Source organism: Natrinema sp. CGMCC1.2065, assembly GCF_051225675.1.
GTDB classification, from domain to species: domain Archaea; phylum Halobacteriota; class Halobacteria; order Halobacteriales; family Natrialbaceae; genus Natrinema; species Natrinema thermotolerans.
Genome location: NZ_JBPJSJ010000030.1, coordinates 1 through 22,123, shown reverse-complemented (window position 1 = coordinate 22,123; position 22,123 = coordinate 1). Strand labels below are relative to the sequence as shown.

General features: G+C 67.4%; 24 protein-coding genes. 18 read left to right on the top strand and 6 right to left on the bottom strand.

The window, feature by feature from the left end; translation table 11 throughout:
• On the top strand, window positions 1-423 hold a 423-nt coding region (locus ACSBP4_RS19060; RefSeq protein WP_435553147.1), incomplete at its 5' end, for an ATP-binding cassette domain-containing protein.
• Window positions 424-441: 18 nt separating this feature from the next.
• Window positions 442-1,152 carry a TOBE domain-containing protein gene (locus ACSBP4_RS19055; protein ID WP_435553146.1) on the top strand — a complete coding sequence of 237 codons (711 nt, stop codon included), beginning with the start codon at window positions 442-444 and terminating at the stop codon, window positions 1,150-1,152.
• A gap of 6 nt (window positions 1,153-1,158) precedes the next feature.
• Here ACSBP4_RS19055 and ACSBP4_RS19050 read toward each other — a convergent pair whose 3' ends face one another.
• A complete protein-coding gene (locus tag ACSBP4_RS19050; RefSeq protein ID WP_049964521.1) occupies window positions 1,159-1,824 on the bottom strand; it encodes an HD domain-containing protein in 666 nt (221 codons plus the stop codon).
• A gap of 119 nt (window positions 1,825-1,943) precedes the next feature.
• Here ACSBP4_RS19050 and ACSBP4_RS19045 point away from each other — a divergent pair, with 119 nt between their 5' ends.
• The 8 genes from ACSBP4_RS19045 (at window position 1,944) to ACSBP4_RS19010 (ending at window position 12,407) form a co-directional block, all read left to right on the top strand.
• Window positions 1,944-2,429 (top strand): universal stress protein, encoded by a 486-nt coding sequence (locus ACSBP4_RS19045; RefSeq protein WP_049964520.1) that lies wholly within the window; start codon window positions 1,944-1,946, stop codon window positions 2,427-2,429.
• A 51-nt stretch (window positions 2,430-2,480) separates the two neighbouring features.
• On the top strand, window positions 2,481-2,981 hold the full coding sequence (locus tag ACSBP4_RS19040; protein ID WP_049964518.1) for a universal stress protein: 501 nt from the start codon (window positions 2,481-2,483) through the stop codon (window positions 2,979-2,981).
• 167 nt (window positions 2,982-3,148) lie between these two features.
• Window positions 3,149-5,149: an acetate--CoA ligase gene (gene acs / locus ACSBP4_RS19035; RefSeq protein ID WP_435553145.1), complete on the top strand. Its 2,001-nt coding sequence runs from the start codon at window positions 3,149-3,151 to the stop codon at window positions 5,147-5,149.
• A 134-nt stretch (window positions 5,150-5,283) separates the two neighbouring features.
• Entirely contained in the window at window positions 5,284-7,503 is a 2,220-nt protein-coding gene (locus ACSBP4_RS19030; protein WP_435553144.1) for a bacterio-opsin activator domain-containing protein, read from the top strand.
• Between the two features lie 271 nt (window positions 7,504-7,774).
• A complete protein-coding gene (gene acs, locus ACSBP4_RS19025; protein WP_435553143.1) occupies window positions 7,775-9,754 on the top strand; it encodes an acetate--CoA ligase in 1,980 nt (659 codons plus the stop codon).
• Window positions 9,755-9,809: 55 nt separating this feature from the next.
• Window positions 9,810-10,256: a DUF4212 domain-containing protein gene (locus ACSBP4_RS19020; RefSeq protein ID WP_435553142.1), complete on the top strand. Its 447-nt coding sequence runs from the start codon at window positions 9,810-9,812 to the stop codon at window positions 10,254-10,256.
• Entirely contained in the window at window positions 10,253-11,944 is a 1,692-nt protein-coding gene (locus tag ACSBP4_RS19015) for a VC_2705 family sodium/solute symporter (protein ID WP_435553141.1), read from the top strand. Before ACSBP4_RS19020 ends, ACSBP4_RS19015 begins: the two co-directional genes overlap by 4 nt.
• A gap of 4 nt (window positions 11,945-11,948) precedes the next feature.
• Window positions 11,949-12,407 (top strand): universal stress protein, encoded by a 459-nt coding sequence (locus tag ACSBP4_RS19010; RefSeq protein ID WP_435553140.1) that lies wholly within the window; start codon window positions 11,949-11,951, stop codon window positions 12,405-12,407.
• A 105-nt stretch (window positions 12,408-12,512) separates the two neighbouring features.
• Here ACSBP4_RS19010 and ACSBP4_RS19005 read toward each other — a convergent pair whose 3' ends face one another.
• Together ACSBP4_RS19005 and ACSBP4_RS19000 are read right to left on the bottom strand one after the other, a co-directional pair.
• On the bottom strand, window positions 12,513-12,731 hold the full coding sequence (locus ACSBP4_RS19005; RefSeq protein ID WP_006181866.1) for a hypothetical protein: 219 nt from the start codon (window positions 12,729-12,731) through the stop codon (window positions 12,513-12,515).
• Between the two features lie 65 nt (window positions 12,732-12,796).
• Entirely contained in the window at window positions 12,797-13,285 is a 489-nt protein-coding gene (locus tag ACSBP4_RS19000) for a cupin domain-containing protein (RefSeq protein ID WP_435553139.1), read from the bottom strand.
• A 275-nt stretch (window positions 13,286-13,560) separates the two neighbouring features.
• Between ACSBP4_RS19000 and ACSBP4_RS18995 the strand changes: the two genes are divergently transcribed.
• Entirely contained in the window at window positions 13,561-14,118 is a 558-nt protein-coding gene (locus tag ACSBP4_RS18995) for a tRNA (cytidine(56)-2'-O)-methyltransferase (RefSeq protein WP_435553138.1), read from the top strand.
• Between the two features lie 52 nt (window positions 14,119-14,170).
• Here the strand turns inward: ACSBP4_RS18995 and ACSBP4_RS18990 are convergent, their stop codons facing one another.
• Window positions 14,171-14,824, bottom strand: a complete 654-nt coding sequence (locus ACSBP4_RS18990; RefSeq protein WP_049964512.1) for a hypothetical protein — start codon at window positions 14,822-14,824, stop codon at window positions 14,171-14,173.
• Between the two features lie 129 nt (window positions 14,825-14,953).
• On the opposite strand from ACSBP4_RS18990, the gene ACSBP4_RS18985 reads away from it, so the two are divergent.
• The gene (locus ACSBP4_RS18985) at window positions 14,954-16,531 is read left to right on the top strand and encodes a class I adenylate-forming enzyme family protein (RefSeq protein ID WP_049964511.1); all 1,578 of its coding nucleotides are present in this window, start codon (window positions 14,954-14,956) and stop codon (window positions 16,529-16,531) included.
• 15 nt (window positions 16,532-16,546) lie between these two features.
• On the opposite strand, the gene ACSBP4_RS18980 is transcribed toward ACSBP4_RS18985, so the two are convergent.
• Entirely contained in the window at window positions 16,547-17,542 is a 996-nt protein-coding gene (locus ACSBP4_RS18980) for an MBL fold metallo-hydrolase (RefSeq protein WP_435553137.1), read from the bottom strand.
• A 162-nt stretch (window positions 17,543-17,704) separates the two neighbouring features.
• On the opposite strand from ACSBP4_RS18980, the gene ACSBP4_RS18975 reads away from it, so the two are divergent.
• Genes ACSBP4_RS18975 through ACSBP4_RS18965 form a run of 3 tightly spaced genes read left to right on the top strand, consistent with a single transcriptional unit; the run spans window position 17,705 to window position 19,678 of the window.
• Entirely contained in the window at window positions 17,705-18,229 is a 525-nt protein-coding gene (locus ACSBP4_RS18975; RefSeq protein ID WP_006181860.1) for a transcription factor, read from the top strand.
• Complete coding sequence (locus ACSBP4_RS18970) at window positions 18,229-18,906, top strand: DUF2110 family protein (RefSeq protein WP_006649022.1); 678 nt, start codon at window positions 18,229-18,231, stop codon at window positions 18,904-18,906. The genes ACSBP4_RS18975 and ACSBP4_RS18970 overlap by 1 nt, the downstream gene beginning before the upstream one ends.
• A 1-nt stretch (window position 18,907) precedes the next feature.
• Complete coding sequence (locus ACSBP4_RS18965) at window positions 18,908-19,678, top strand: DUF5803 family protein (RefSeq protein ID WP_435553136.1); 771 nt, start codon at window positions 18,908-18,910, stop codon at window positions 19,676-19,678.
• Window positions 19,679-19,734: 56 nt separating this feature from the next.
• Here ACSBP4_RS18965 and ACSBP4_RS18960 read toward each other — a convergent pair whose 3' ends face one another.
• Window positions 19,735-20,193, bottom strand: a complete 459-nt coding sequence (locus ACSBP4_RS18960) for a chemotaxis protein CheW (protein ID WP_435553135.1) — start codon at window positions 20,191-20,193, stop codon at window positions 19,735-19,737.
• A gap of 173 nt (window positions 20,194-20,366) precedes the next feature.
• On the opposite strand from ACSBP4_RS18960, the gene ACSBP4_RS18955 reads away from it, so the two are divergent.
• The 3 genes from ACSBP4_RS18955 to ACSBP4_RS18945 all read left to right on the top strand — a co-directional run.
• Entirely contained in the window at window positions 20,367-21,149 is a 783-nt protein-coding gene (locus tag ACSBP4_RS18955; protein WP_435553134.1) for a chemotaxis protein CheW, read from the top strand.
• Window positions 21,150-21,288: 139 nt separating this feature from the next.
• Window positions 21,289-21,651 carry a chemotaxis protein CheY gene (gene cheY, locus ACSBP4_RS18950; protein ID WP_006181855.1) on the top strand — a complete coding sequence of 121 codons (363 nt, stop codon included), beginning with the start codon at window positions 21,289-21,291 and terminating at the stop codon, window positions 21,649-21,651.
• The coding region (locus ACSBP4_RS18945; protein ID WP_435553133.1) for a response regulator at window positions 21,648-22,123 on the top strand (476 nt) is incomplete at its 3' end. The genes cheY and ACSBP4_RS18945, both read left to right, overlap by 4 nt.

The following is a 22,123-nucleotide window of genomic DNA, read 5'->3' as shown; positions in this document are numbered from 1 at the left end:
GGGCCGACCGTCGACGACCGCGCCCTCGAGGCCCTCGAACTCGTCGGCCTCCGCGACGCGTGGGACCGCGACGCCGCGTCGCTGTCCGGCGGCGAGGCCCAGCGGGTGTCGTTCGCCCGCGCGCTCGCGACCGAGCCGGACCTGCTCGTCCTCGACGAGCCGACCTCCGATCTCGACCCGCGGAACACGGCCATCCTCGAGCGCGCGATCGACCGCGCGCGCGAACGCGGCCACGGCGTCCTGCTCGCGACCCACGACATGCACCAGGCCGAGCGGATCTCCGATCGGGTCGCGTTCCTGCTCGAGGGCGAACTGGTCGAGACCGGGCCGGCCGAGCGGGTCTTCGAGAACCCACGAGACGAGCGGACCGCACGGTTCGTCCGCGGCGACCTGCTGTACGATGAAAACGAACTTCTCGCGTGACGGCAAAGGGCGAGTCGAATGGAGAAGGAGTTCGACCCCTACCTGCGGATCGACGACGTGACCGTCGATCGGAGCGACATCGCGATGTTGCGCGCGATCGACGACCGCGGCTCGCTGTCCGGGGCCGCCGAGGCCCTCGAGCGGTCCTATCCCCGCCTCCAGCAGCGCGTGGTCGAACTCGAGGACGCGACCGGCTCGCTGGTCGAGCGCACCCGCGGTGGTGCCGGCGGTGGCGGGAGTTCGCTGACCGAGCGGGCCCGGGACCTGCTGGCGCGGTTCGATCGGCTGGTCGCGGCCTACGAAGGCGTCGCCCGCGTGGACGAGACGGTGTTGTCCGGACCGGTCGTCGACCGGGACGGCGAACTCGCGACCGTCGCGACCGACGCGGGCGAGGTGCTGGCGGTCGTCCCGAGCGAGGCCGCGGCCGCGTCGGTGACGATCCGCTCCGACGCCGTGAGCCTCCACGCTCCCGAAGACGTGCCACGGGCCGAGGGCACCAGCGTCCGTAACCGATTCCCCGGGACCGTCTCGTGGCTCGAGGCCGGCGACGCGGTCGCTCGGGTCGGGATCGACCTCGAGGCTGCCGAGGACGGCGGCGCCGAACTCGTGGCGCTGGTCACGCGCCGCAGCGTCGATGCCCTGGGGCTCGAGCCCGGCCGGTCGATCGTCGCCTCGGTGAAGGCGACGGCGGTCCGCGGCGTCGAGGACCGAGGGATCGACGGCGACTGAGTCGGGTTACTGCGTCCCGTCGACGCCGATCTCGTTCTCGAAGCGCGCGAAGAAGTCGTCGACGAACTGCCGGCGGGACTCGCCGAGACGGCGACCGGGGTCGGTATACAGCGCGTCTAGCCGCTCGTCGACCCACTCTCGAAGGAGCGCGACGTCCGGCAGTCCCGACGCGGCCAGTTCGGACGCCGACGCGTCGTCGATAACCGCGTACGCCTCGCCCTGCCTGCCCGACCGTTCGCCGACGATACAGGCCAGCCGGACGATCCCGCGCCCGCCGGCGGCGTCTAACTTGTCCGCGTCGAAGAGCAACCGCGCCTCGAGCGTCTCGGGCTCCGGCGAACTCGCCCGGATGCTGTGGGCGCGAACGCAGTGCGTGACGGCGTCGATTCGGTCCGGCGCCACGCCTTCCGACTCGAGGCGGGCCGCGGCCTCGGCCGCCGCCCACGCGTCGTGGTCGTCGATCTCGCCCGTTCGCTCCAGCGGCCGGCCGATGTCGTGTATCCAGGCCGCCGCGGCGAGGACATCGTTGTCGACGGGCCGTTCGCAGTCGTTTGCCAACCGAATCGCCAGATCGCGGACGCGCTCGGCGTGGAACCGATCGTGTGCCGGGAGGGCGTCGTCGTAGTAGGGCAGCGATAGCTCTCGAGCGAGCGGGCCCAGTTCCTGTGCCATCGTACCCGTGAGAAGTACCGACCGATACTATAATTCTTCTGAACTGTCGGGTCCCGTCAGAGGGGGACCGACGGCCGACGAGCCGTAGACCTTTCTCGAGGCGGGCCGTACCGACGCCCATGTACGACTCGATTCTGGTTGCGACCGACGGCAGCGAGGCGGCGGCGACGGCGGTCGACCACGCCGTTGCGCTCGCCGATCGGTTCGACGCAGCGCTGTTCGGCGTCGCCGTCGTCGACGAACGAACCGACTACGACACCGGTATCGTCGATCCCGGGGAGGCCCGCCAGCACCTCGAGGAGCGGGCGGCCGGCTGGCTCACGGACCTCGAAACACGGGCGCGCGAGGACGGGATCGAGGCCGAGACGGCGGTTCGATCGGGCGTCCCCCACGAGGAGATCCTCGCGTACGCCGACGAGGTCGGGGCCGATCCGATCGTGGTCGGCTCCCGCGGACGCTCGTCGTTCAAAGGGGCGCTGCTTGGCAGCACCGTCGATAGGGTCGTCAGGACCACGGCCCGATCGGTCCTGGTCGTCGGCGGGGGCGAAGACGCCGACCGGACGGCCGACGATCCGACTCGAGGCGCGGACGGGGAACGGACGTAGGTCCCAACGTTGGGGCGAACATTTACCTTCGCTGTCGTATGACCTAGCGCCATGTCACTGCTCGTTCCCTTCGACGGCTCGGCGTTGGCGACGCGTGCGCTCGAGCGCGCGTCGACGTTCGGCGACTTGCTCGACGAGGAAGTCGTCGCGCTGACGGTGATCCCGGACGACCCCGAGTACGCGCGGGACCGGGGCTGGATCACGCAGGGCGAACCGTTCGACATGGACGCGATCGCCGCGGGGATCGGGGATCGGGCCAACGAGGTCGCGCCCGAGGCGACGGTCCGGACCGAGCGCGTCGACTCGGACGAGCCGACCGCGACGTCGACGACCAACGTCGTCCGCGAGATCCGCCGGGTCGCCGCCGATATCGAGGCCAGCGTGGTCTTCATCGGCTCCGAGAACGCCGGCTCGGTGATCGCACCCCAGTCGAGCGTCGGGAGCCCGGTCGCGAGCGACCACCGCTACGACGTCTACGTCGTCCGCGAGCCCGGCCACGAGGTCGACCCCGAGGACCTCGCGGACATCGACTCGACGCAGGACGACCTCTGAGACGGTCCGTTGGACCGAATTTACCGGTGGGACCGCGGCCCGACCTGGCTCCTTCTGCCAATGGCCGACAGGAACCGTCTGTGCGACGGTGACCCCCGTCGGAACCGGCCACCGGCTGGCGATTCGGAGGAACGTTTATTCCGTTGACCGACGACGGTTCGGACGAAATGGTCGATCGGAACGGGTGGGACCGGGACGGCACCGCGCCGACCGGGACCACCCATGACCCGCCGGCGTCGTTCGTCGAGCAGGCGAACGTCTCCGATCCGGGGATCTACGAGGCGTTCGAGGCCGACTGGCCGTCCTGCTGGACGCGCGCGGCGGACCTGCTCTCGTGGGACGAGCCCTACGACACCGTCCTCGAGGACGCGGACGCCCCCTTCTATCGGTGGTTCCCCGACGGACGACTCAACGCCGCGTACAACTGTCTGGATCGACACCTCGAGTCGGGGCGCAAGAACCACGCCGCGATCCGCTGGGAGGGCAAACAGGGCGAGCGCCGCACCTACACCTACCGCGACCTCTACGTCGAGGTCAACGAGTTCGCGGCGGCGCTGCGCGATCTCGGCGTCGAGGAAGACGATGTCGTGACGATCTATCTGCCGATGATTCCCGAGTTGCCGATCGCGATGTTGGCCTGTGCCCGCATCGGCGCACCGCACAGCGTCGTCTTCGCGGGACTCTCCGCGGACGCCTTGGCGACCCGGATGGACGCCGCCGACAGCGAGTTCCTCGTGACCTGCGACGGCTACTACCGCCGCGGCGACGCCTTCAATCAGAAGAGCAAGGCCGACAACGCACGGCTCGCGCTCGAGCAGGACGTGCGGACGGTCGTCGTCGACCGACTCGGTGACGACCTGCCCCATGTCCTCGGTGACGACGAGTACGACTATCACGAGCTTCGGGACGCGTTCGCCGGCGAAACCGTCGACCCGGTCGTTCGATCGGCGACGGACATGCTGTTTCTGATGTACACGTCGGGGACGACCGGCGAGCCGAAGGGAGTCGTCCACTCGACGGGCGGCTATCTCGCCCACGTCGCCTGGACGAGCCACGCCGTCCTCGACGTCAAGCCCGCGGACACCTACTGGTGTGCGGCCGATATCGGCTGGATCACCGGCCACTCCTACATCGTCTACGGCCCGCTGGCGCTGGGTACGACGACGGTGATGTACGAAGGAACCCCCGACTATCCCGACCGGGACCGCCTCTGGGAGATCGTCGACCGCAACGCCGTCGACGTCTTCTACACCGCGCCGACGGCGATCCGGGCGTTCATGAAGTGGGGTGAGGAGTACCCCACCGAACACGACCTCTCCTCGCTGCGGCTACTGGGCTCCGTCGGCGAGCCGATCAGCCCCCGGCCGTGGAACTGGTACCGCGACCACGTCGGGGGCGGCGATTGCCCGGTCGTCGACACCTGGTGGCAGACCGAGACCGGCGCGGTGACGATCTCGACGCTGCCCGGCGTCGACGAGATGAAGCCCGGCTCCGCGGGGCCGCCCCTGCCCGGCATCGACGCGAACGTCGTCGACGAGGCCGGCGATCCCGTCGAGCCCGGCCGGACCGGCTACCTCACGATCGACCGGCCGTGGCCGGGGATGGCACAGACGCTGTACGACAACGACGAGCGGTTCGTCACGGAGTACTGGCAGCGCTTTTCCGACCCCGCGGCCGACGACTGGCGCTACTTCAGCGGCGACACCGCCCGGATCGACGAGGACGGCTACATCACCGTCCTCGGCCGGGTCGACGACGTGATCAACGTCTCCGGTCACCGGCTGGGCACCATGGAGGTCGAGAGCGCGATCACCGACGTCGACGGCGTCGCCGAGGCCGCCGTCGTCGGCCGCTCGAGTCCGGCCGGCGACACCGAGATATACGCCTACGCCAGCACCGAGAGCGGCCGCGAACCCGGCGATCGGATCCGGACGGCGATCCGCGAGAACGTCGCGGCGGCGATCGGGCCGATCGCGACGCCGACCGAACTCGTCTTCACGCCGGAACTGCCCAAGACCCGCTCGGGCAAGATCATGCGCCGACTGCTCGAGGACGTCGCCAACGGCGAGTCGCTGGGCGATACGAGCGCCCTGCGCAACCCGGAGATCGTCGGCGAGATCCAGGCTGAGGTCGGCGACGAGAGTTCGGACGGCGGCCGCGACCGGTAGCAGTTTCGCGCTCTCTGCGATCGCGAAACGCGGTCTGTGGACGAATCAGTCCCGTAAACGACCGCTCGTTCACGGCACCGCTGGACCGGCGATACAATTATGTTCGGGTCGCCAGAATAGGCGAACCAGACGCTATGAGTCTCGAGGGGACCACGGGGGCGGTACTCAGGCGGCGGGAGTACGAATCGCTCCTCGACGCCGCGGAGACCTACCGCGAGGCGCTGGTGATCCGGCTCTGTGGCGACGTGGGGCTGCGGCCGGCCGAACTGACCCGGCTCACGATCGACCACGTCGACCAGGTCCGGATCGACCCGCCCCGGTATCTGGTGCGGGTGCCGACCGACGACGAGCGGGACGAACGGACCGCCTACTTGCCGACTCGCGTCGAGCGCGAACTCCGGCGCTACGCCCGCAGCAACGACCTCTCGCCGGCGGATCGGATCTTCTCGGTCACGCCGCGGCGGCTCCAGATGCTCGTCTCGGACGTCGCCGATCGGGCCGGCGAACTGTTCGACGACCCCGCCCTCGCGGACGTCTCCACCAGCGACCTCCGGCAGTACTTCGCCCACACCGCCTTGGTCGACCACGACGTCAACCCCCGCGTCGTCAAGACCGCCGGCGGCTGGCGCAGCTTCGAAGCCCTCGAGTCCTATCTCCCCGAGCCGACCGACGCCGAGATCGTCGACGCGTTCGACCCCGTCGAGGGGCCGTCCGGTCCCCGGTCCGGCGATCCCGCCTCCGGCCCCGCGGTGAGCGACGACAGCGTGATTCGGCTGCTGTTGGCCGCCAGCGACCGGTACGCTCTGTTGCGACTGGACGCGGACGGTTACGTCGAACGTTGGAATCGCAGTGCAGCCGCGATGTTCGGCTACCGGGCCGGCGAGATCGTCGGCACCCACGTCTCGACGTTTTACACCGACGAGGCAGTCGCGGACGGCGCGCCCGAGCGGGCCCTCTCGACCGCCCTCGACGAATCCGGCTGCGAGACCGACGGCTGGCGCGTCCACAAGGACGGCTCGCAGTTCCGCGCGACCGAGGTCGTCTCGCCGCTCCGGGACGATCAGGGCCACCACCGCGGCTTCGCCGTCTTCGTCCGCGACGTCACCGCTGCCCACGAGGAACTCGCGGCCGCCCGCGACCGACGCGACGAACTCGAGGGACTGTACGCCGTCGCCCGGCGACACCGCGCTGTCACCCACGCGTTGCTCGAGGCGACCGACCACGAGGAGGTCGAGACGGCCACGTGCGCGACCCTGACCGACGGCCGGGCCTACGCGTTCGCCTGGATCGACCGGGCGACGTTCTCCGATCGCCGCCGCGAGTGGCGCGCCGCCAGCGGGATCGAACCCGACGCCGTTTCCCGGCTCGTCCCCAAGGAGTGGGACGGCGACGACCCGACGGTCGACCTCGAGAGCGCCGCGTTGGTCCCCGATACCGGTTCCGACGGCGGCGATCCGCCGGTGACCGTGGCCGACGACGTCGCGGCGACCGTCGGCGGGGAGCCCTTCGAGGGCGCGATCGCGCGAGTGCCGCTGGCCTACGGCGACACCGTCTACGGGACGCTCACGGTCGCGACCGACCGGTCGGCACCGTTCGAGGACGACGAACGAACGTGGCTCGCGACGATCGGCCGGCAGGTCGGCTACGCCATCGCCGCGATCCGGCGGCGCAACCTCCTGTTGTCCGACCGCGTGATCGAACTCGAGGTCGCCTGTCGGGACGACCGCTCCTTTTTCGTCGATGCCTCGGGGCGGCTCGACTGCCGGCTCGAACTCGACTCGCTGGTGCCGATCGACGAGTCCACCCGGCTCTACTACGTCCGGCTCGCGGACGGCTCGCCCGGCGACGTCTTCGACCTCGCGGCGGACGACCCCGCGATCGAGGACTGCCGGCTCGTCGAGACCGACGAGGACGGCTGGCGCATCGAGATCGTCGTCGAGGGCTCGTGTCCGATCGGCACGCTGACCGAGTACGGCGCGACCGTCCACAAGGCGGTCTTCGACGGCGGCACGGCGACGATCACCGCCGAGTGCGCGGCCGACGCCGACCTCCGGACGATCCTCGACGGCCTGCGCTCGGCGTTTCCCGACTCCGAACTGGTCGGCAAACGCGAGACCGAGCGGGCCGTTCAGACGGCCCGCGAGTTCCGCGAGGGCCTCGAGGACCGGCTGACCGACCGTCAGGAGGCCGCACTCCGGGCGGCCTATTTCGGCGGCTACTACGACTGGCCCCGGGAGAGTACGGCCGAGGAGGTCGCCGACGCGATGGGCGTTTCCTCGCCGACGCTGCACAACCACCTGCGGAAAGGCCAACACGAACTGCTGCGGACCTTTTTCGACGATCCGGACGGGTAGCGCGGACTCGGCAGCCGACGCCGGTCGATACGTCGAGGGCTACATACCTAGAGGACCCACTCGAGCGATCGCCGACCGCGGTCGCCGGCGTATCGACGACCGCGCGATCGGCTCGTCGCGCCGTCGATTCACCCCCGTTCGTACGCGGCTCGAGCGCCTATCACGACCTAATATAGTCAATATATGCTAGGGTGTCCGGGGTGAATGGGGTCGATTTTGCACAACTAGAGGGGCTCTTTACTATGGAGGTGCGTGATTGAGTGTCTGTACCATGTCACAGGAGGATGCCGAACTCGAGGCACGACTCGAGGAGCAGGAGGCCTTCGAGCCCCCCGAGTCGTTCGTCGAGCAGGCAAACGTCACTGATCAGGGGATCTACGAGGAGTTCGAGGAGAACTGGCCGGAGTGTTGGGAGCGTGCGGCCGACCTCCTCTCGTGGGACGAGGCGTACGACACCGTCCTCGAGGACGGGGACGCCCCGTTCTACGAGTGGTTCACCGGCGGCGAACTCAACGCGTCGTACAACTGTCTCGACCGACACGTAGAAGACGGTCGCGCCGACAGCGTGGCGATCGAGTGGGAAGGCGAACTCGGGGAGACGCGCACGTACACCTACGAGGAACTGCTCGACGAGGTCGAGGACTTCGCGGCGACGCTGCGGGACCTCGGCGTCGAGGAAGACGACGTCGTCACGCTGTACATGCCGATGATTCCCGAGTTGCCGATCGCGATGCTGGCGTGTGCCCGCATCGGCGCACCGCACAGCGTCGTCTTCGCCGGCTTCTCGGCGGACGCGCTGGCGACCCGGATGAACTCGGCCGACAGCGAGTACCTGGTCACCTGCGACGGCTACTACCGCCGCGGGGACGCGCTCGATCACATCTCGAAGGCCAACGAGGGCCTCGAGGGGGTCGATCACGAGGTTTCCGACGTCGTGGTCGTCGACCGGCTGGGTGACGACCTCGATCACGACCTGGCTGCCAACCAGCACGACTACGACGAGCTGGTGGCCGACCACGCGGGGGCGACGGTCGAGCCGGTCTCCCGCGACGCCGAGGACATGCTGTTCCTGATGTATACCTCGGGGACGACGGGCAAGCCGAAGGGGGTCAAACACACCACCGGCGGCTACCTCGCGTACACGGCGTGGACGAGCCACGCGGTGTTGGACATCGAGGCCGACGACACCTACTGGTGTTCGGCCGACATCGGCTGGATCACCGGTCACTCCTACATCGTTTACGGGCCGCTGGCGCTGGGGACGACCAGCGTCATGTACGAGGGGACGCCCGACTACCCCGACAAGGACCGGCTGTGGGAGATCGTCGAGAAGAACGGCGTCGACATCTTCTACACCGCGCCCACGGCGATCCGGGCGTTCATGAAGTGGGGCTCGGAGTACACCGAGAACCACGACCTGTCCTCGCTGCGGCTGCTGGGGACCGTCGGCGAGCCGATCAACCCGCGGGCGTGGAAGTGGTACTACAAGCACATCGGCAACGAGGAGTGCCCGATCGTCGACACCTGGTGGCAGACCGAGACCGGCGGGATGATGATCACGACGCTGCCGGGCGTCAACACGATGAAACCCGGCTCCGCCGGCCCGGCGCTCCCGGGCATCGACGCACAGGTCGTCGATACCGAGGGCGAGGAAGTCGAGGCCGGACGGGCCGGCTACGTCACGGTCAACAACCCTTGGCCCGGCATGCTCCGGACGCTGTACGACAACGACGAGCGGTTCGTCTCCGAGTACTGGGAGGAGTACTCCGACCCCGACGCCGACGAGTGGGTCTACTTCCCCGAGGACGGGGCGAAGATCGACGAGGACGGCTACATCACCATCCTCGGCCGGGTCGACGACGTGATCAACGTCTCCGGCCACCGGCTGGGCACCATGGAGATCGAGTCCGCCGTCGTCGGCGTCGAAGGGATCGCCGAGGCCGCCGTCGTCGGCGGCGACCACGAGGTCAAGGGCGAGGCGGTCTACGTCTACGCCATCCCCGAGGACGGCTACGAGGACCGCCACGCCGAACTCGAGGAGAAGGCCATGGCGGCCGTCCTCGATTCGATCGGGCCGATCGCCAAACCCGAGCAGATCATCTTCACGCACGAACTGCCCAAGACCCGCTCGGGCAAGATCATGCGTCGGCTGCTCGAGGACATCGCGAGCGGCAACGAACTCGGCAACACGTCGACGCTCCGGAACCCGGGGGTCGTCGACGACATCGCGGAACAGGTATCGGACGACTGACCCACTGAGACGGTTTTTTCGAACAAAAAACGACTGACACACGACTCACACACATATGCCAGATAATAACACCCAGGACTCGACCGATAGACAAGCCGCAACGGACGGTGGCGTGGCCGGACAGGCCGGCCAAGCCCACCGAAACACCGACTACCTCAGCTCGGAGGTGAACCTGCTGAACCCGAGTACCCAGTTCATGCGCGATCACCTGCGCATCGTCTGGACCGGCTTCGTCATCTGGGTCCTCGCGGTGTGGGGCCCGGTGACGGCGACGTACCTGGCGACCGACGCGATGACGGTCGAGATGCCGGTACTGGGCTTCCCGCTGCACTACTTCCTAGTCGCGTTCGGCGCGCCGACCAGCGCCTTGCTCCTGTCGTTCTGGTACTCGCGCAAGCGTGACGCGCTGGACGAGAAGTACGGCATCGACCACGCGTCCGTCGAGAGCGCCGGTCACGAGAGCGGTGACGCGACGGCCGCCGACGGGGGGATCGACGAATGACGGGCGCTGCGACCGTTCCGCTACAGGAGAGTCTCCTGCCGGAGGCGCTCGACATCTCGTTCAAGCTCATTCCGTCGATCCTCGTGGTCGGGATGCTGGGGCTGTTCCTGGCCATCGGCTTCGTCTTCCGCGTGGCCGACACCGAGGACATGTGGGTCGCCGGCCGCTCGATCGGGAACGTCGAGAACGGGATGGCGATCGGTGCCAACTGGATGTCGGCGGCGTCCTATCTCGGGATGGCGGCGTCGATCGCACTGGCCGGTTTCTACGGGCTGGTGTACGTCGTCGGCTGGACGACGGGCTATTTCATCCTGCTGATCTTCATGGCCGCACAGCTGCGCCGGTTCGGGAAGTACACCGCGCCGGACTTCGTCGGCGACCGCTTCAACTCCGACAGCGCACGCGCCATCGCGGCCGTGACGACGTTCCTCATCGGCTTCGTCTACGCCATCGGGCAGGCGAAGGGGATGGCGCTGGTCGGCCTGTACATCTTCGGTGACTACGGCGGCCTCATCCCCGGGCTCGACGGCTACCAGGTGATGGTCGTCGCCATGATGGTCATCACCGTCGGCTACCTGACGCTGTCGGGCATGATGGGCGCGACCAAGAATCAGGCCGTCCAGTACGTCATCCTCATCCTGGCGTTCGTCGTCGGCCTGTTCGTCGTCGGCTACACGAACGGCTACTCGACGGTGCTGCCACAGCTCGAGTACGGCATGCTGATCGACGACCTCGGCAGCGAGTTCAGCGAACCCTTCGCGACCTCGAGTTACTACCTGTGGGTCGCGACCACGTTCTCGCTGATCGTCGGGACCTGCGGACTACCCCACGTGCTGGTGCGGTTCTACACGGTCGAGAGCGAACGAACGGCCCGCTGGTCGACCGTCTGGGGGCTGTTCTTCATCTGCATCCTGTACTGGAGCGCCCCCGCGTTCGCGGCGTTCGGGACGGACCTGTACACGCAGAACGTCGGCGCGACCTACGGTGACCCCGGCATGACCGGTGCGGCCAGCGAGGTCATCGTCGTGCTGGCGGCCCAGCTGTCGGCCCTGCCACAGTGGTTCGTCGGCATCGTCGCCGCCGGCGGGATCGCCGCCGCAATCGCGACGGTCGCCGGCCTCTTCATCGCCGGCTCGTCGGCGATCAGCCACGACATCTACACGAACATCATCAACGAGGACGCGACCCAGCGCCAGCAGATCCTGGTCGGTCGCCTCTCGATCGTCGCGCTCGGCGTGCTGACGACGCTGGCCGCGCTCGATCCCGCGTCGTCGATCGCCGCGCTCGTCGGCTACGCGTTCGCACTGGCCGGCTCCGTGCTGTTCCCGATGTTCTTCCTCGGCATGTGGTGGGAGAACGCCAACCGTCCGGGCGCGCTCGCGGGGATGACCACCGGGCTGGTCGGCTGGTCCATCCCGATGATCAACGAGATCGTCCCGACCTACGTCTCCTCGCTCGAGGCCCCGCTGTCGGCGGGCCTGGCACAGTGGATGCCGGCGATCGGCTCGGCGCTGATCACCCTGCCGGTCGTGTTCATCGTCACCATCGCCGTCTCGCTGGTGACCGAGGAGCCGGACATCGAGACCAAGCGGGTCGTCCGGCAGTGTCACAGCCCCGAACCGATGGGTCAGCAACAGACCGCCGAAGACGTCGTGACCGACGGGGGCGAGACCCCCGCGGATGACTGAATCCATGTACGATCGAATACTCGTTCCGACCGACGGTAGCGATACGGCCGAGTTGGCGGTCGAGCACGCGCTCGACCTCGCCGAACAGTACGGGGCCACGGTACACGCCCTGTACGTGGTCGATACCAACGCGATGAGTCTCAGCCTCGGTGGCGAACAACTCGACCGCATCGAGCAGGGCCACTACGGCGAGATGGACGAGGTGCGGGAACGCGCCGAAAGCGCCACGGGCTACGTGGCCGACCGCGCCCACGAACTCGGGATCGAGACCGTCGAACACGTGTCGGCGGGGCGACCCCACGATATGATCGCCAACTACGTCGCGAACAACGACATCGACCTGGTCGTCATGGGCTCGCACGGGCGCACCGGCGTCCGCCGGGCGCTGCTCGGGAGCGTAACCGAACGGACGCTCCGATCGACCCGCGCGCCGGTACTCGTCATCGACGCCGACGAGGAGTAACGCGACTCGAGGCTCGTTTTTTCGACGCCCCATCGATCAGCGGCGACAAGACCGCGAGCCGAGACTCGAGAAGAAGGGGCGACTGTGGCGGGACCGTTCGCGGGACTACTGGTTTTGCCGGACCGCCAGTTCGGCGTTCCACATGAACCCGAAGTAGGCGACGATCCCCGCGAGCATGAGCATGTAGTACACCCAGGTCGGCGGCTCGAGGAAGTAAGCGACGACCTCGACCAGCGTCACCCAGACGACCGCGAACGCGAGGTCGGTCAGGATTCCCCACCGCTCTTCGCGGGCGGTCCGCAGCCACTCGCCGGCCCCTGTCATCGGCCGCTCACCCGACGGTCGGATCCGTTCATCGTGTGGGGCCTTCGCAGGGTCACGGAAAAAGCCTATCGACGCTCGTCGCCCTCCCAGTACTCGACCTCGTCCGCGAGCCGGTAGTAGCCCTCGAGCGACCGCTCGTCCCGACCGCCCGGCGGCGAACCGACGAAGACGCCGACCTTCTCCATCTCGGGGTAGACCGTGACGTCGGGTTCGTTCATCGTCGACATCGCCAGGTATCGAAGCGTTTCGTCGCCGTCGTTGACGACCCGATGGCCACCCGACTCGTCGGCCGGGAGTGTCGCGTAGTCGCCGGCTTCGAGGGACTCGAGGCCGTCTTCGGTTTTGAGTCGGCCGTCACCCGCCAGCACGTAGATCGCCTCCTCGTTGGCGGTGTGGTAGTGGTAGGGCCAGGACCGCTCGCCCGGTGGGAGTTCGTAGAGACTACAGCCGAGGTCGTCGGCATCGACGGCGGTGGACAGTTCTTTTCGCTGGAACGTGGTCTCCTCGCGGTCGTACTCCTTCCAGTCGACATCGCTCTCGTTGATTTTCTCCATATCCAGTTGCCAATGCTCGTCAACGACATAACGTTTCTCGCGATGCGAATCGCTTCGGTTCATGCTCGGAACACACAGAGTCGGTGGGGCCAGCCTCGAGGCAGTCCAGCATCCGCGAACGAAGTGAGCGGTTCACCGAGCGCGCCGTCGGCGCGCTCGGCTTTTTTCATCGAAGTTTTTGCGCGAGTGGTGACGAACGCAGTGAGTCACCCGAAGCGCAAAAAGTTCGGTGGGAAAACGAAACCCCCTAACCGTCGCCGAGAGTGGATTCGTCCATGCACGACGATAGCGAGGTCGCCGTCCTCCGGCTCGGCCACCGGCCCGGACGGGACGACCGGATGACGACCCACGTCGGCTTGACTGCCCGGGCGCTCGGGGCCGACCGCGTTCTCTTTCCTGACAACGCCGGCCAGTCGCTCGAGACGGTCGCCGACATCACCGACCGCTTCGGCGGCCCCTTCGAGGCCGAACTCACCGCGGGCCCACAGGGGGTCATCCGCAACTGGGAGGGCCGGGTCGTCCACCTCACGATGTACGGCGAGCGCGTCCAGGACGTCGAAGACGAGATCAGGGCGGCCCACGCCGACGCGGGCGAGCCGCTGTTGCTGGTCGTCGGCTCCGAAAAGGTTCCCTTCGACGTCTACGAGGAAGCCGACTGGAACGTCGGCGTCACCAACCAACCCCACTCCGAAGTGGCCGGGCTGGCGGTCTTTCTCGACCGGCTGTTCGAGGGCCGGGAACTCGAGCGGGAGTGGGACGACGCCGACCGGCGCGTGATCCCCAAGGAAACGGGCAAGCGCGTCGAATCGGCGGATTCGGACGCTGAAGAGTAAGCCAACCGAGCGCCGACGGCCCGCGAGAGCCGTGACACCGCCTGGCCCCGCCTCAACCGCTCGAGTTGAGTAATCGAACCGGCCGGACGAGCCGCCCCCACACCAGCCCCAGCGCCGTCCGGACGGCCGCGAGGACGCCGGTCTCGTCCTCGTTCAGGACGTAGCCGTTGCCGACCCGTTCGATCGGGCTCGAGCTACTCTGGACCTCGAGTACCCGCTCGAAGTCCTCTTCCATGAGTCCGGTTCGGTCGCAGATCTCCGTCTTCGTGAGCGGCCGGTCGGCCTCCTGTAGTTCCTCGAGCAGCCAGCGACTATGAAGCGAGACGAGGTGGAACTCGTCGTCGGTCAGGTCGTCCTCGTCGGTCTCGGAACCGTCGTCGGTCCGTCGCGCATACAGCCCGTCGAGACAGATCCAGCAACCGGCCGCCAGCAACGCGGCGGCGATCCAGCGGGTCCCCTCTTGTAACTGCACGGCACCCGCGGCGACGGCGAACAGGCCGACGCCGATCCAGGCGAGCGCCGGGTCGATGTCGAACTCCTCGAACGCGCTCTCGAGCAGCGGCGCGCCGATCGCGATACCGAGGACCGTCCCGAGAACGCTCAGGTCGAGGTCCAGAACGATGACCGCGCCCGCGGTGACGAGGGCGATGACGACGTCGGTACGGTCGATTCGATCACCGACTCGAGCGGCCGACTCGCGAAGCATCTGTTGACAATACAACACCATCGCTACTAAGCGTACCGCTCGGCGTCGGCCGCCCGGACTCGCGACGGCCGTGCGGGAGCAGCTGTAAGAGAGGTACAATTTTAAACATGGGATTCGGTATCACGATTCATGGACTTGGAAGCGGTCGACGAATCCGCCCTCGCGGGCAACGTCGCGAAGCTATTCGACCAGACGGCGGCCCACCACGGGGACGCACAGGCGATGGAACATCACGGCCGGCGCTGGACCCACGCGGAGGTCCGCGACTGGACCGCCGAACTCGCCGGCGGCTTCCACGATCTCGGCCTCGAGCCCGGGGATCGTGCCCTCCTGTTCCTGCCGAACTGTCCGCAGTATCTGATCGCCTCGATCGGCGCGTTCAAGGCCGGCGTCGAGATCTCGCCGGTCAACCCCCAGTACAAGCGTCGCGAAGTGGCCTACCAGCTCGAGGACACGGACGCGGGCGCGATCGTTACCCATCCGGCGCTGCGGGAGGTCGTCGACGAGGCGATCGAGGACGCCGGAATGGAACCGGAGATAATCACCATTCAAAGCGAGGACTGGCCCCGCGATCCCGAGGACCACGCCTTCGAGGAGTTGCGCGGCGAGCCGACCATGGTCGAACGTGCGGACGACGACGTCGCCTTGCTGCCGTACACCTCCGGGACGACCGGCGATCCGAAGGGCGTCCAGCTCACTCACGAGAACACGCGGGCCCAGCTCATGTGGCCCCTGGCGGCTTCGAACGTCGACGTCGAGCCCGAGAACGTCCGCAGTCTGACCTGGCTCCCGCTCTACCACATCACTGGCTTCACCCACACCGCCCTCCAGCCGCTGGTCGGCGGCGGCCGGCTCTACTTCCGAAGCGCCCTCGAGTGGGACGCCCAGGAGTGTATGCAACTCATCGAGGACGAAGGGATCACCCACTACGTCGGCGTGACGACGATGTACGCCGACATGGTCGCGTCCGATGACTTCGGCGAGTACGATCTCTCGAGCCTCGAGTCGGCCTCGGAGGGCGGCGCGAAGCTCTCGCCGTCGGTCCAGGAACGGTTCGAGGAGGTCGCCGGCGTCGATATCTCGGAGGGGTACGGCCTCACGGAGACCCACGGCGCAACCCACACCCAGAGCGGGTCGACCTTCGGCCTGCAACACGGGACGATCGGCCAGCCTCTCCGGATGACCGACTGCAAGATCGTCGACGGATCGGGCGACGAGGTCGCCCCCGGCGAGGAGGGCGAACTCGTCGTCCGCGGGCCCCAGGTCATGAAGGGGTATCTCAACATGCCCAAAGCGACCGAGGCGGCCTTTACCGAGAACGGCTACTTCCGGACCGGCGACATCGCCCGCCGCGACGGGAACAACTACTACGAGATCGTCGACCGGAAGAAACACATGATCAACACCGCCGGCTACAACGTCTACCCCAGCGAACTCGAGAACCTGCTGCTGGAACACGAGGCCGTCGCGGACGCCGCCGTCGTCGGGATTCCGGACGAGCGGCGCAACGAGGTGCCGAAGGCCTTCATCGTCCCCGCCGAAGGCGTCGAACCCGGCAGCGACGTGACCGCCGACGAGTTACAGGAGTTCTGTCTCGCCGAGGTCGCCGAGTACAAACACCCCCGCGAGGTCGAGTTCATCGAGGAACTGCCCCGCACGACCTCGGGGAAGATCCAGAAGTACAAGCTCGAGGACGACGCGTCGTAACTCCCGACACCCTCCTCACGCGATCTCGTAGTATCTGACGCTGTCTTCCGTTTCGTACGTTACCGCACCCTCTCGCTCGAGCGTGCCGAGCGCGCCGAGGGTATCGAGCAGCGGAGCCATGTGCCGCACCGTCCCGACGCGTTGTTCGGCGATCGCCAGCGGGCTCGCGGGTCCGACGGCCGCGGCGGCCTCCCGGGTCTCCTCGAGCAGCGTGTCCAGCCGGTCCCGCGTGGCCTCGATGACCGCTTGCGGCCCCTCGAAGACGGGGCCGTGGCCCGGGAAGACAACCGTCGCGTCCGTCTCGGCCAGTCGGTCCATCGCCTCGTAGTAGGCGTCGACTGCCCCGTCGGCACCGTGGTCGAGGCCGACCTGGAAGGCACCGGCGCGAAACGGCTCGATGAGCGCGTCGCCCGAAAACAACACCGTCGTCCCTTCGACGGTCGTCTCGAAACACAGGTGATCGACCGCGTGACCCGGCGTCGCGAACGTCTCGAACTCCCGACCGCCGATCGCGACCGTCGCGTCGGGCTCGATCGTGCGGGCGGTCTCGGGCTCGACCAGTCGCCGATCGCGGCGTAGTTCCTCGAGTTCCTCCTCGACGATCTCCGTGGCTCTGTCGCCCTCGTAGCCCGCCGCCGTCGTCATCTCGCGAAAGCCCTCGCGGGCGGTCTCGAGGTCTCGCTCGAGTCGCGACAGCGACCGCGCCGGCGCGTGGACGGTCGCGCCGGCCGCCCGGAGGACGGGCAACTGGCCGATATGGTCGCTGTGGACGTGGGTTACGACGACGTGGTCGATGTCGGCCGGTTCGTAGCCGATCTCCGCCAGCCCCTCGCGCAGTTCCGTCTCGCCGGCATCGTCCGGTGCGCCCGCGTCGAACAGGATCGGCTCCTCGCCCTCGAGCAAGTAGGCGGCGACGTGTTTGGGTGGCCAGGGAACGTCGAACTCGAGGCGATGGATCCGTTCGTGGGCGCGGTCAGCTCGGACGGCTCCGCAGGAGGCATCGGCAGTCATTGTCCTGAGAAGTGCCACCCAGCCACATAAACGTCGCGCCCGAACACGCTGACGGCGCTCGGATTCGTCGCAGTCGCGGTGGAACTTGCCACGACTCGGCCGGTCGGTCGCGCGCGGGGCAGTTGGCAAGACTTAATGGCGTCATGCCGTTACATGGCGGTAATGGCTTTTGAGGACCTGCTCGAGGACCCGGTGATCCAGAAATATTTGCACGAGCTGGTCGGTCCCAAGGGGATGCCCGTCGCGGCGGCACCGCCGGACGGGGAAGTGACCGACGAGGAGCTCGCCGAGGAACTCGACCTCGAGTTGAACGACGTGCGGCGCGCGCTGTTCATTCTCTACGAGAACGATCTCGCCACGTATCGGCGACTGCGCGACGAGGACTCGGGGTGGCTGACCTACCTCTGGACCTTCGAGTACGACAACATCCCGGAGAACCTAGAGGAGGAGATGTACCGGCTGCGCGAGGCCCTCGACGAACGCCGGGAGTACGAGCGCAACCACGAGTTCTACCTCTGTGAGATCTGTTCCATCCGCTTCGAGTTCGGCGAGGCGATGGACTTCGGCTTCGAGTGCCCCGAATGTGGCTCGCCGCTGGAATCGATGGACAACGACCGACTCGTCAACGCGATGGACGACCGCCTCGACGCGCTCGAGGACGAACTCAACATCGACGCGGACGCCTAATGGTCGTACTCGCAACTAAGCTGTACGTCGAGGGAGAAGCCCGCGAACGGGCGCTGGACTCGCTGCGATCGCTGGTCGGCAACGAAATCGCCGATCTCGACGTCGAGTTCGAGATCGGCGTACGCCACGACGATTTCCCGTCGGTGACGGTCGAGGGCGACGACGCCACGGTCGCGCGCAACGTCCTCCGCGAGGAGTTCGGCGAGATCGTCCCCGATCTCGAGCCCGGCGAGACCTACGTCGGCACCCTCGAGTCGTGGGACGACGACGGGTTCGTCCTCGACGCGGGACAGGGCGACGGCGTCCGGATCCCGACCGACGAACTCGGGCTCGGCCCGGGGTCGGCGACGCAGATCCGCGAACGGTACGGGCTGGTCCAGCATCTCCCGCTCCGATTCGTGTACGGTGGCGATGACCCGTCCCGTCTGTCCGACGCAGAACAGGATCGCCTCTACGAGTGGACCCGCGGCGATGGCCGTCTCAACGTCAACAGCGCGACCCGCGCGGAAGTACGGGCCACGCTCAACCGCGCCGGCCACGCCCAGGACTACGTCACCGTCGAACGGCTCGGCCTGCTCGAGCAGAGCGTGATCTGTCCCGAAGACACCGATCCGCCGGGACTGCTCGCGAGCGTCGGCGAGTACCTCCCGGCCGAACTCCGCTGTGTCGTTCCCTAGCATGAACCGACGGCTCGTCTTCGCGATGGTCGCGGTCGCCGTGCTGACGATGGGAGCCGGCTGTTCGGCGTTTTCCGGCGGGATCTCCGACGAGCAACTCGATCGGGACGCCGAGTACGACGACCTGCGCGACAGCGACGCCGACGTCGCCATCGCGATCGAGGGCGGGAACGTGATCAGCAACGGCGAGTTCCGGGCGGTCTACGACCTCGAGGGCACCGACGAACTCTCGCTGTATCGCTCCTCGCTCTATCAGGACGAACCCTTAGAGATCAGCGCCGTCCGCTACTGGCATCCAAACGGCACCGTAGTGAACGGCTCGGACCTCGAGATCGAGCAGGGCCAGTCCGAGACCACCGTGCAGGTGCCGAACGAAAACGGCACGCTGGCGTTTTCCGGTGATGCCGGCCGGAAGACCTTCCAGCTGCCGGCCTACGTCGAGGGCTCCTACGAGGTGACGATCCCCGAGAACCACCGCACCTCGAACTTCTTCTTCGGGGACGTCTCGCCGAACGGCTACGAGCGCGAGGTCGTCGACGATCGGGAACGACTCACGTGGGACGAGGTCGACAGTCCGATCTCGCTTCGGTACTACCTCACGCGTGACATCCCGCTGTTCCTCGGACTCGTCGGCGCGGTCGCGATACTCGGGGGGATCGGGATCGCCTACTACTACCGGCAGATCAGACAGCTCCGGGCGCAACGCGAAGAGTTCGGGCTCGACGTCGATACCGACGACGACTCCGACGACGGGCCGCCGGGACTGTTATAGTCGGATCGCCGACACGCGGGATCGGCTCCGCTCGAGGCGGAGTCGAGCCGCCGTTTTCAGCCGTGAATCGTCCGCTCGTCGAGCCAGACGACTTCCTCGCCGCCGATCTCGAGCCGGCCCTTGACGTGGGTCGTCTCGACGCGGGGCGGCTCGAGCGAGGCGGGCCGAACCGAGCGCGTCACGTCGACGTCGTCGACCAGCCAGCCGTAGTACCGGTCCTCGTCGTCGGTCACCGCGAAGACGAGCAGTTTGGGTTCGTCGACGCGGGCGGTCGTCCGAAGTGACGAGCCGAAGGCCCGCGGGAGGTCGACGACTCTGACCCGCTCGCCGGCGACGGTGACCGTTCCCGCGTCCCACGGGTCCGCGGCGTCCGCGAGGGGGTCGTCGTCCGTCACGCCGAGGACCGATTCGACCGACTCGGCCCTGACACAGTAGCGTCGGTCCTCGAGGTCGAACGCGAGGACGGTGACGGAGTCGTTCGTCTCCGTGTCGTCGGGGTTCGAAGCCGATCCCATTCGAAGTGAACGAGGCCTGTTCGGAAAATAAGCCTTCCGGAAGGTTGAATTTTCGGCGAACTGACGTGCGCGGCGACCGGGACGGGACTGGGGGTTCGGCGACGTGTCAGTTCCGACGACTCCCACGGTGGAGTCAACGTTTTATTGGTGGAACCTGATACACGAACAGGACCATGGCCCCGGATCTCTCGGAAAAGCTTCTCGGAATCGATATCGACGACGACCGGACCGGTGACGGCGACGAGGACGAACAGGAGACGCTGCTACGGTTCGTCTTCGTCGGCGTCGGCGAACACCGACTCGCGCTCCCGGTCGATTCGGTCAGAACCATCGCGGAACCGCCGGACGAACTGACGCGCGTCCCGCGTGCCCCGTCGGCCATCGAGGGGCTGATGGACCTTCGCGGGGAGATCACGGCCGTCATCGATCCGCGGGTCCACTTCCCGGTCTCCGAGGAGCGTTCGGGGCGCGAGCGCCTGCTCGTTCTCGATCGGCCGAGCGATCGGCAGTCGGCCGCGATCCGGGTCGACGACGTCATCGGCGTCGAGACGGTGCCGGAGAGCGACATCGTCGACGACGAGTCGGTCGCGGACAGCGACCTCACGGGCGACGCCCTCGAGCATCCGCTCGTCGTCGCGATCGTGACCAGAGAGCGGGACCCGCGCGCCGACGTCGGCGGCGTCCGCCCCGAGCGACCGACCGACGACGGGATGGGCGTCGTCCCCGGTGCCGAGGTCGGGGGCGGAATCGAAGCCGGCGGCTCCGCGGCCCTGTCCACGGGGGCCGGCGGCGCGCTCGGGGAGTCGATCGGCGACACGTTCGAAGTCGAGCCGACCGACGAGCCGGCCGCCGAACCCGACGAGGACGATGCGGAGGACACGACGACGGAGATCGTCGTCGAGGCGACGGCCGTGGTCGACGTCGAGCGGTTGTTGTTAGCGTCCGGCGGATCGTAACGAAAGGCGGAATCACACCGTCCGCTAAGAGGGGCTTTGAGCCGGGTCTTCGTGCCGTATTCGTCGTTTATCACGTCTGATAATCGAGAGACAGCATTTATGGTAGTTGTATCTCAACGAGAGTTTGGTGTACTACTGAATGTCGACAGGGGTGCTCATCGTGGACGACTCTCATTTTATGCGGAACCTCTTGCGTCAGATTTTGGAACAGGATTACCGCATCCTCGGAGAGGCGTCCAACGGCGCTGAAGCCGTCAAACTGTACAAAGAACACGATCCCGACATCGTCATGATGGACATCGTGATGCCCAAATGCAACGGCATCAAGGCGACCGCGGCGATCAAGAAGATCGACCCGGACGCCCGCGTCATCATGTGTACGAGCGTCGGACAGCGTGAGAAAATGAAACTCGCCGTGAAAGCTGGGGCGGACGGCTACGTTACGAAACCGTTCGAAGAACCCAGCGTCAGAAAGGCCCTTTCGGACGTCGTCGCTGCATGACGCGAGTACTCGTTGTCGACGACTCGAAGTTCATGCGGACAGTCATCGGCAACGCGCTCGAGGAAGCCGGCTACGAGGTCGAACGGGCCGAAGACGGCGCGACCGGGGTCGAGCGCGCCGCCGCCGTCGATCCGGACGTCGTGACGATGGACGTCGAGATGCCCGGTATGGACGGGATCGACGCCGTCGAGCGAATCATGGCGTCGAACCCGACCCCGATTCTCATGCTCAGCGTCCACACGGAGGCGGGAACGACGGCCACGCTCGACGCGTTAGAGCGCGGGGCCGCGGACTTCCTCCACAAGCCCGACGGCTCGGGCTCGCGCAACATCGCACACCTCACCGACGAGGTCGTCGAAAAAGTCGACGACCTCGCCGCCGCGGAGGTGTCCTCGATGGCGCTGGCCCGGGCGGCCGCGACGGCCCACGCGACCCGCACGGGACGGGCCGGCGCGGGGGAACCCGCGACCGG

Bases quoted from the DNA above. Each gene is read 5' to 3' on its own strand.
- ACSBP4_RS19055 (WP_435553146.1), top strand. From the start codon at position 442: ATGGAGAAGGAGTTCGACCCCTACCTGCGGATCGACGACGTGACCGTC.
- ACSBP4_RS19050 (WP_049964521.1), bottom strand. From the start codon at position 1,824: ATGGCACAGGAACTGGGCCCGCTCGCTCGAGAGCTATCGCTGCCCTAC.
- ACSBP4_RS19045 (WP_049964520.1), top strand. From the start codon at position 1,944: ATGTACGACTCGATTCTGGTTGCGACCGACGGCAGCGAGGCGGCGGCG.
- ACSBP4_RS19040 (WP_049964518.1), top strand. From the start codon at position 2,481: ATGTCACTGCTCGTTCCCTTCGACGGCTCGGCGTTGGCGACGCGTGCG.
- acs (WP_435553145.1), top strand. From the start codon at position 3,149: ATGGTCGATCGGAACGGGTGGGACCGGGACGGCACCGCGCCGACCGGG.
- ACSBP4_RS19030 (WP_435553144.1), top strand. From the start codon at position 5,284: ATGAGTCTCGAGGGGACCACGGGGGCGGTACTCAGGCGGCGGGAGTAC.
- acs (WP_435553143.1), top strand. From the start codon at position 7,775: ATGTCACAGGAGGATGCCGAACTCGAGGCACGACTCGAGGAGCAGGAG.
- ACSBP4_RS19020 (WP_435553142.1), top strand. From the start codon at position 9,810: ATGCCAGATAATAACACCCAGGACTCGACCGATAGACAAGCCGCAACG.
- ACSBP4_RS19015 (WP_435553141.1), top strand. From the start codon at position 10,253: ATGACGGGCGCTGCGACCGTTCCGCTACAGGAGAGTCTCCTGCCGGAG.
- ACSBP4_RS19010 (WP_435553140.1), top strand. From the start codon at position 11,949: ATGTACGATCGAATACTCGTTCCGACCGACGGTAGCGATACGGCCGAG.
- ACSBP4_RS19005 (WP_006181866.1), bottom strand. From the start codon at position 12,731: ATGACAGGGGCCGGCGAGTGGCTGCGGACCGCCCGCGAAGAGCGGTGG.
- ACSBP4_RS19000 (WP_435553139.1), bottom strand. From the start codon at position 13,285: ATGGAGAAAATCAACGAGAGCGATGTCGACTGGAAGGAGTACGACCGC.
- ACSBP4_RS18995 (WP_435553138.1), top strand. From the start codon at position 13,561: ATGCACGACGATAGCGAGGTCGCCGTCCTCCGGCTCGGCCACCGGCCC.
- ACSBP4_RS18990 (WP_049964512.1), bottom strand. From the start codon at position 14,824: ATGCTTCGCGAGTCGGCCGCTCGAGTCGGTGATCGAATCGACCGTACC.
- ACSBP4_RS18985 (WP_049964511.1), top strand. From the start codon at position 14,954: ATGGACTTGGAAGCGGTCGACGAATCCGCCCTCGCGGGCAACGTCGCG.
- ACSBP4_RS18980 (WP_435553137.1), bottom strand. From the start codon at position 17,542: ATGACTGCCGATGCCTCCTGCGGAGCCGTCCGAGCTGACCGCGCCCAC.
- ACSBP4_RS18975 (WP_006181860.1), top strand. From the start codon at position 17,705: ATGGCTTTTGAGGACCTGCTCGAGGACCCGGTGATCCAGAAATATTTG.
- ACSBP4_RS18970 (WP_006649022.1), top strand. From the start codon at position 18,229: ATGGTCGTACTCGCAACTAAGCTGTACGTCGAGGGAGAAGCCCGCGAA.
- ACSBP4_RS18965 (WP_435553136.1), top strand. From the start codon at position 18,908: ATGAACCGACGGCTCGTCTTCGCGATGGTCGCGGTCGCCGTGCTGACG.
- ACSBP4_RS18960 (WP_435553135.1), bottom strand. From the start codon at position 20,193: ATGGGATCGGCTTCGAACCCCGACGACACGGAGACGAACGACTCCGTC.
- ACSBP4_RS18955 (WP_435553134.1), top strand. From the start codon at position 20,367: ATGGCCCCGGATCTCTCGGAAAAGCTTCTCGGAATCGATATCGACGAC.
- cheY (WP_006181855.1), top strand. From the start codon at position 21,289: ATGTCGACAGGGGTGCTCATCGTGGACGACTCTCATTTTATGCGGAAC.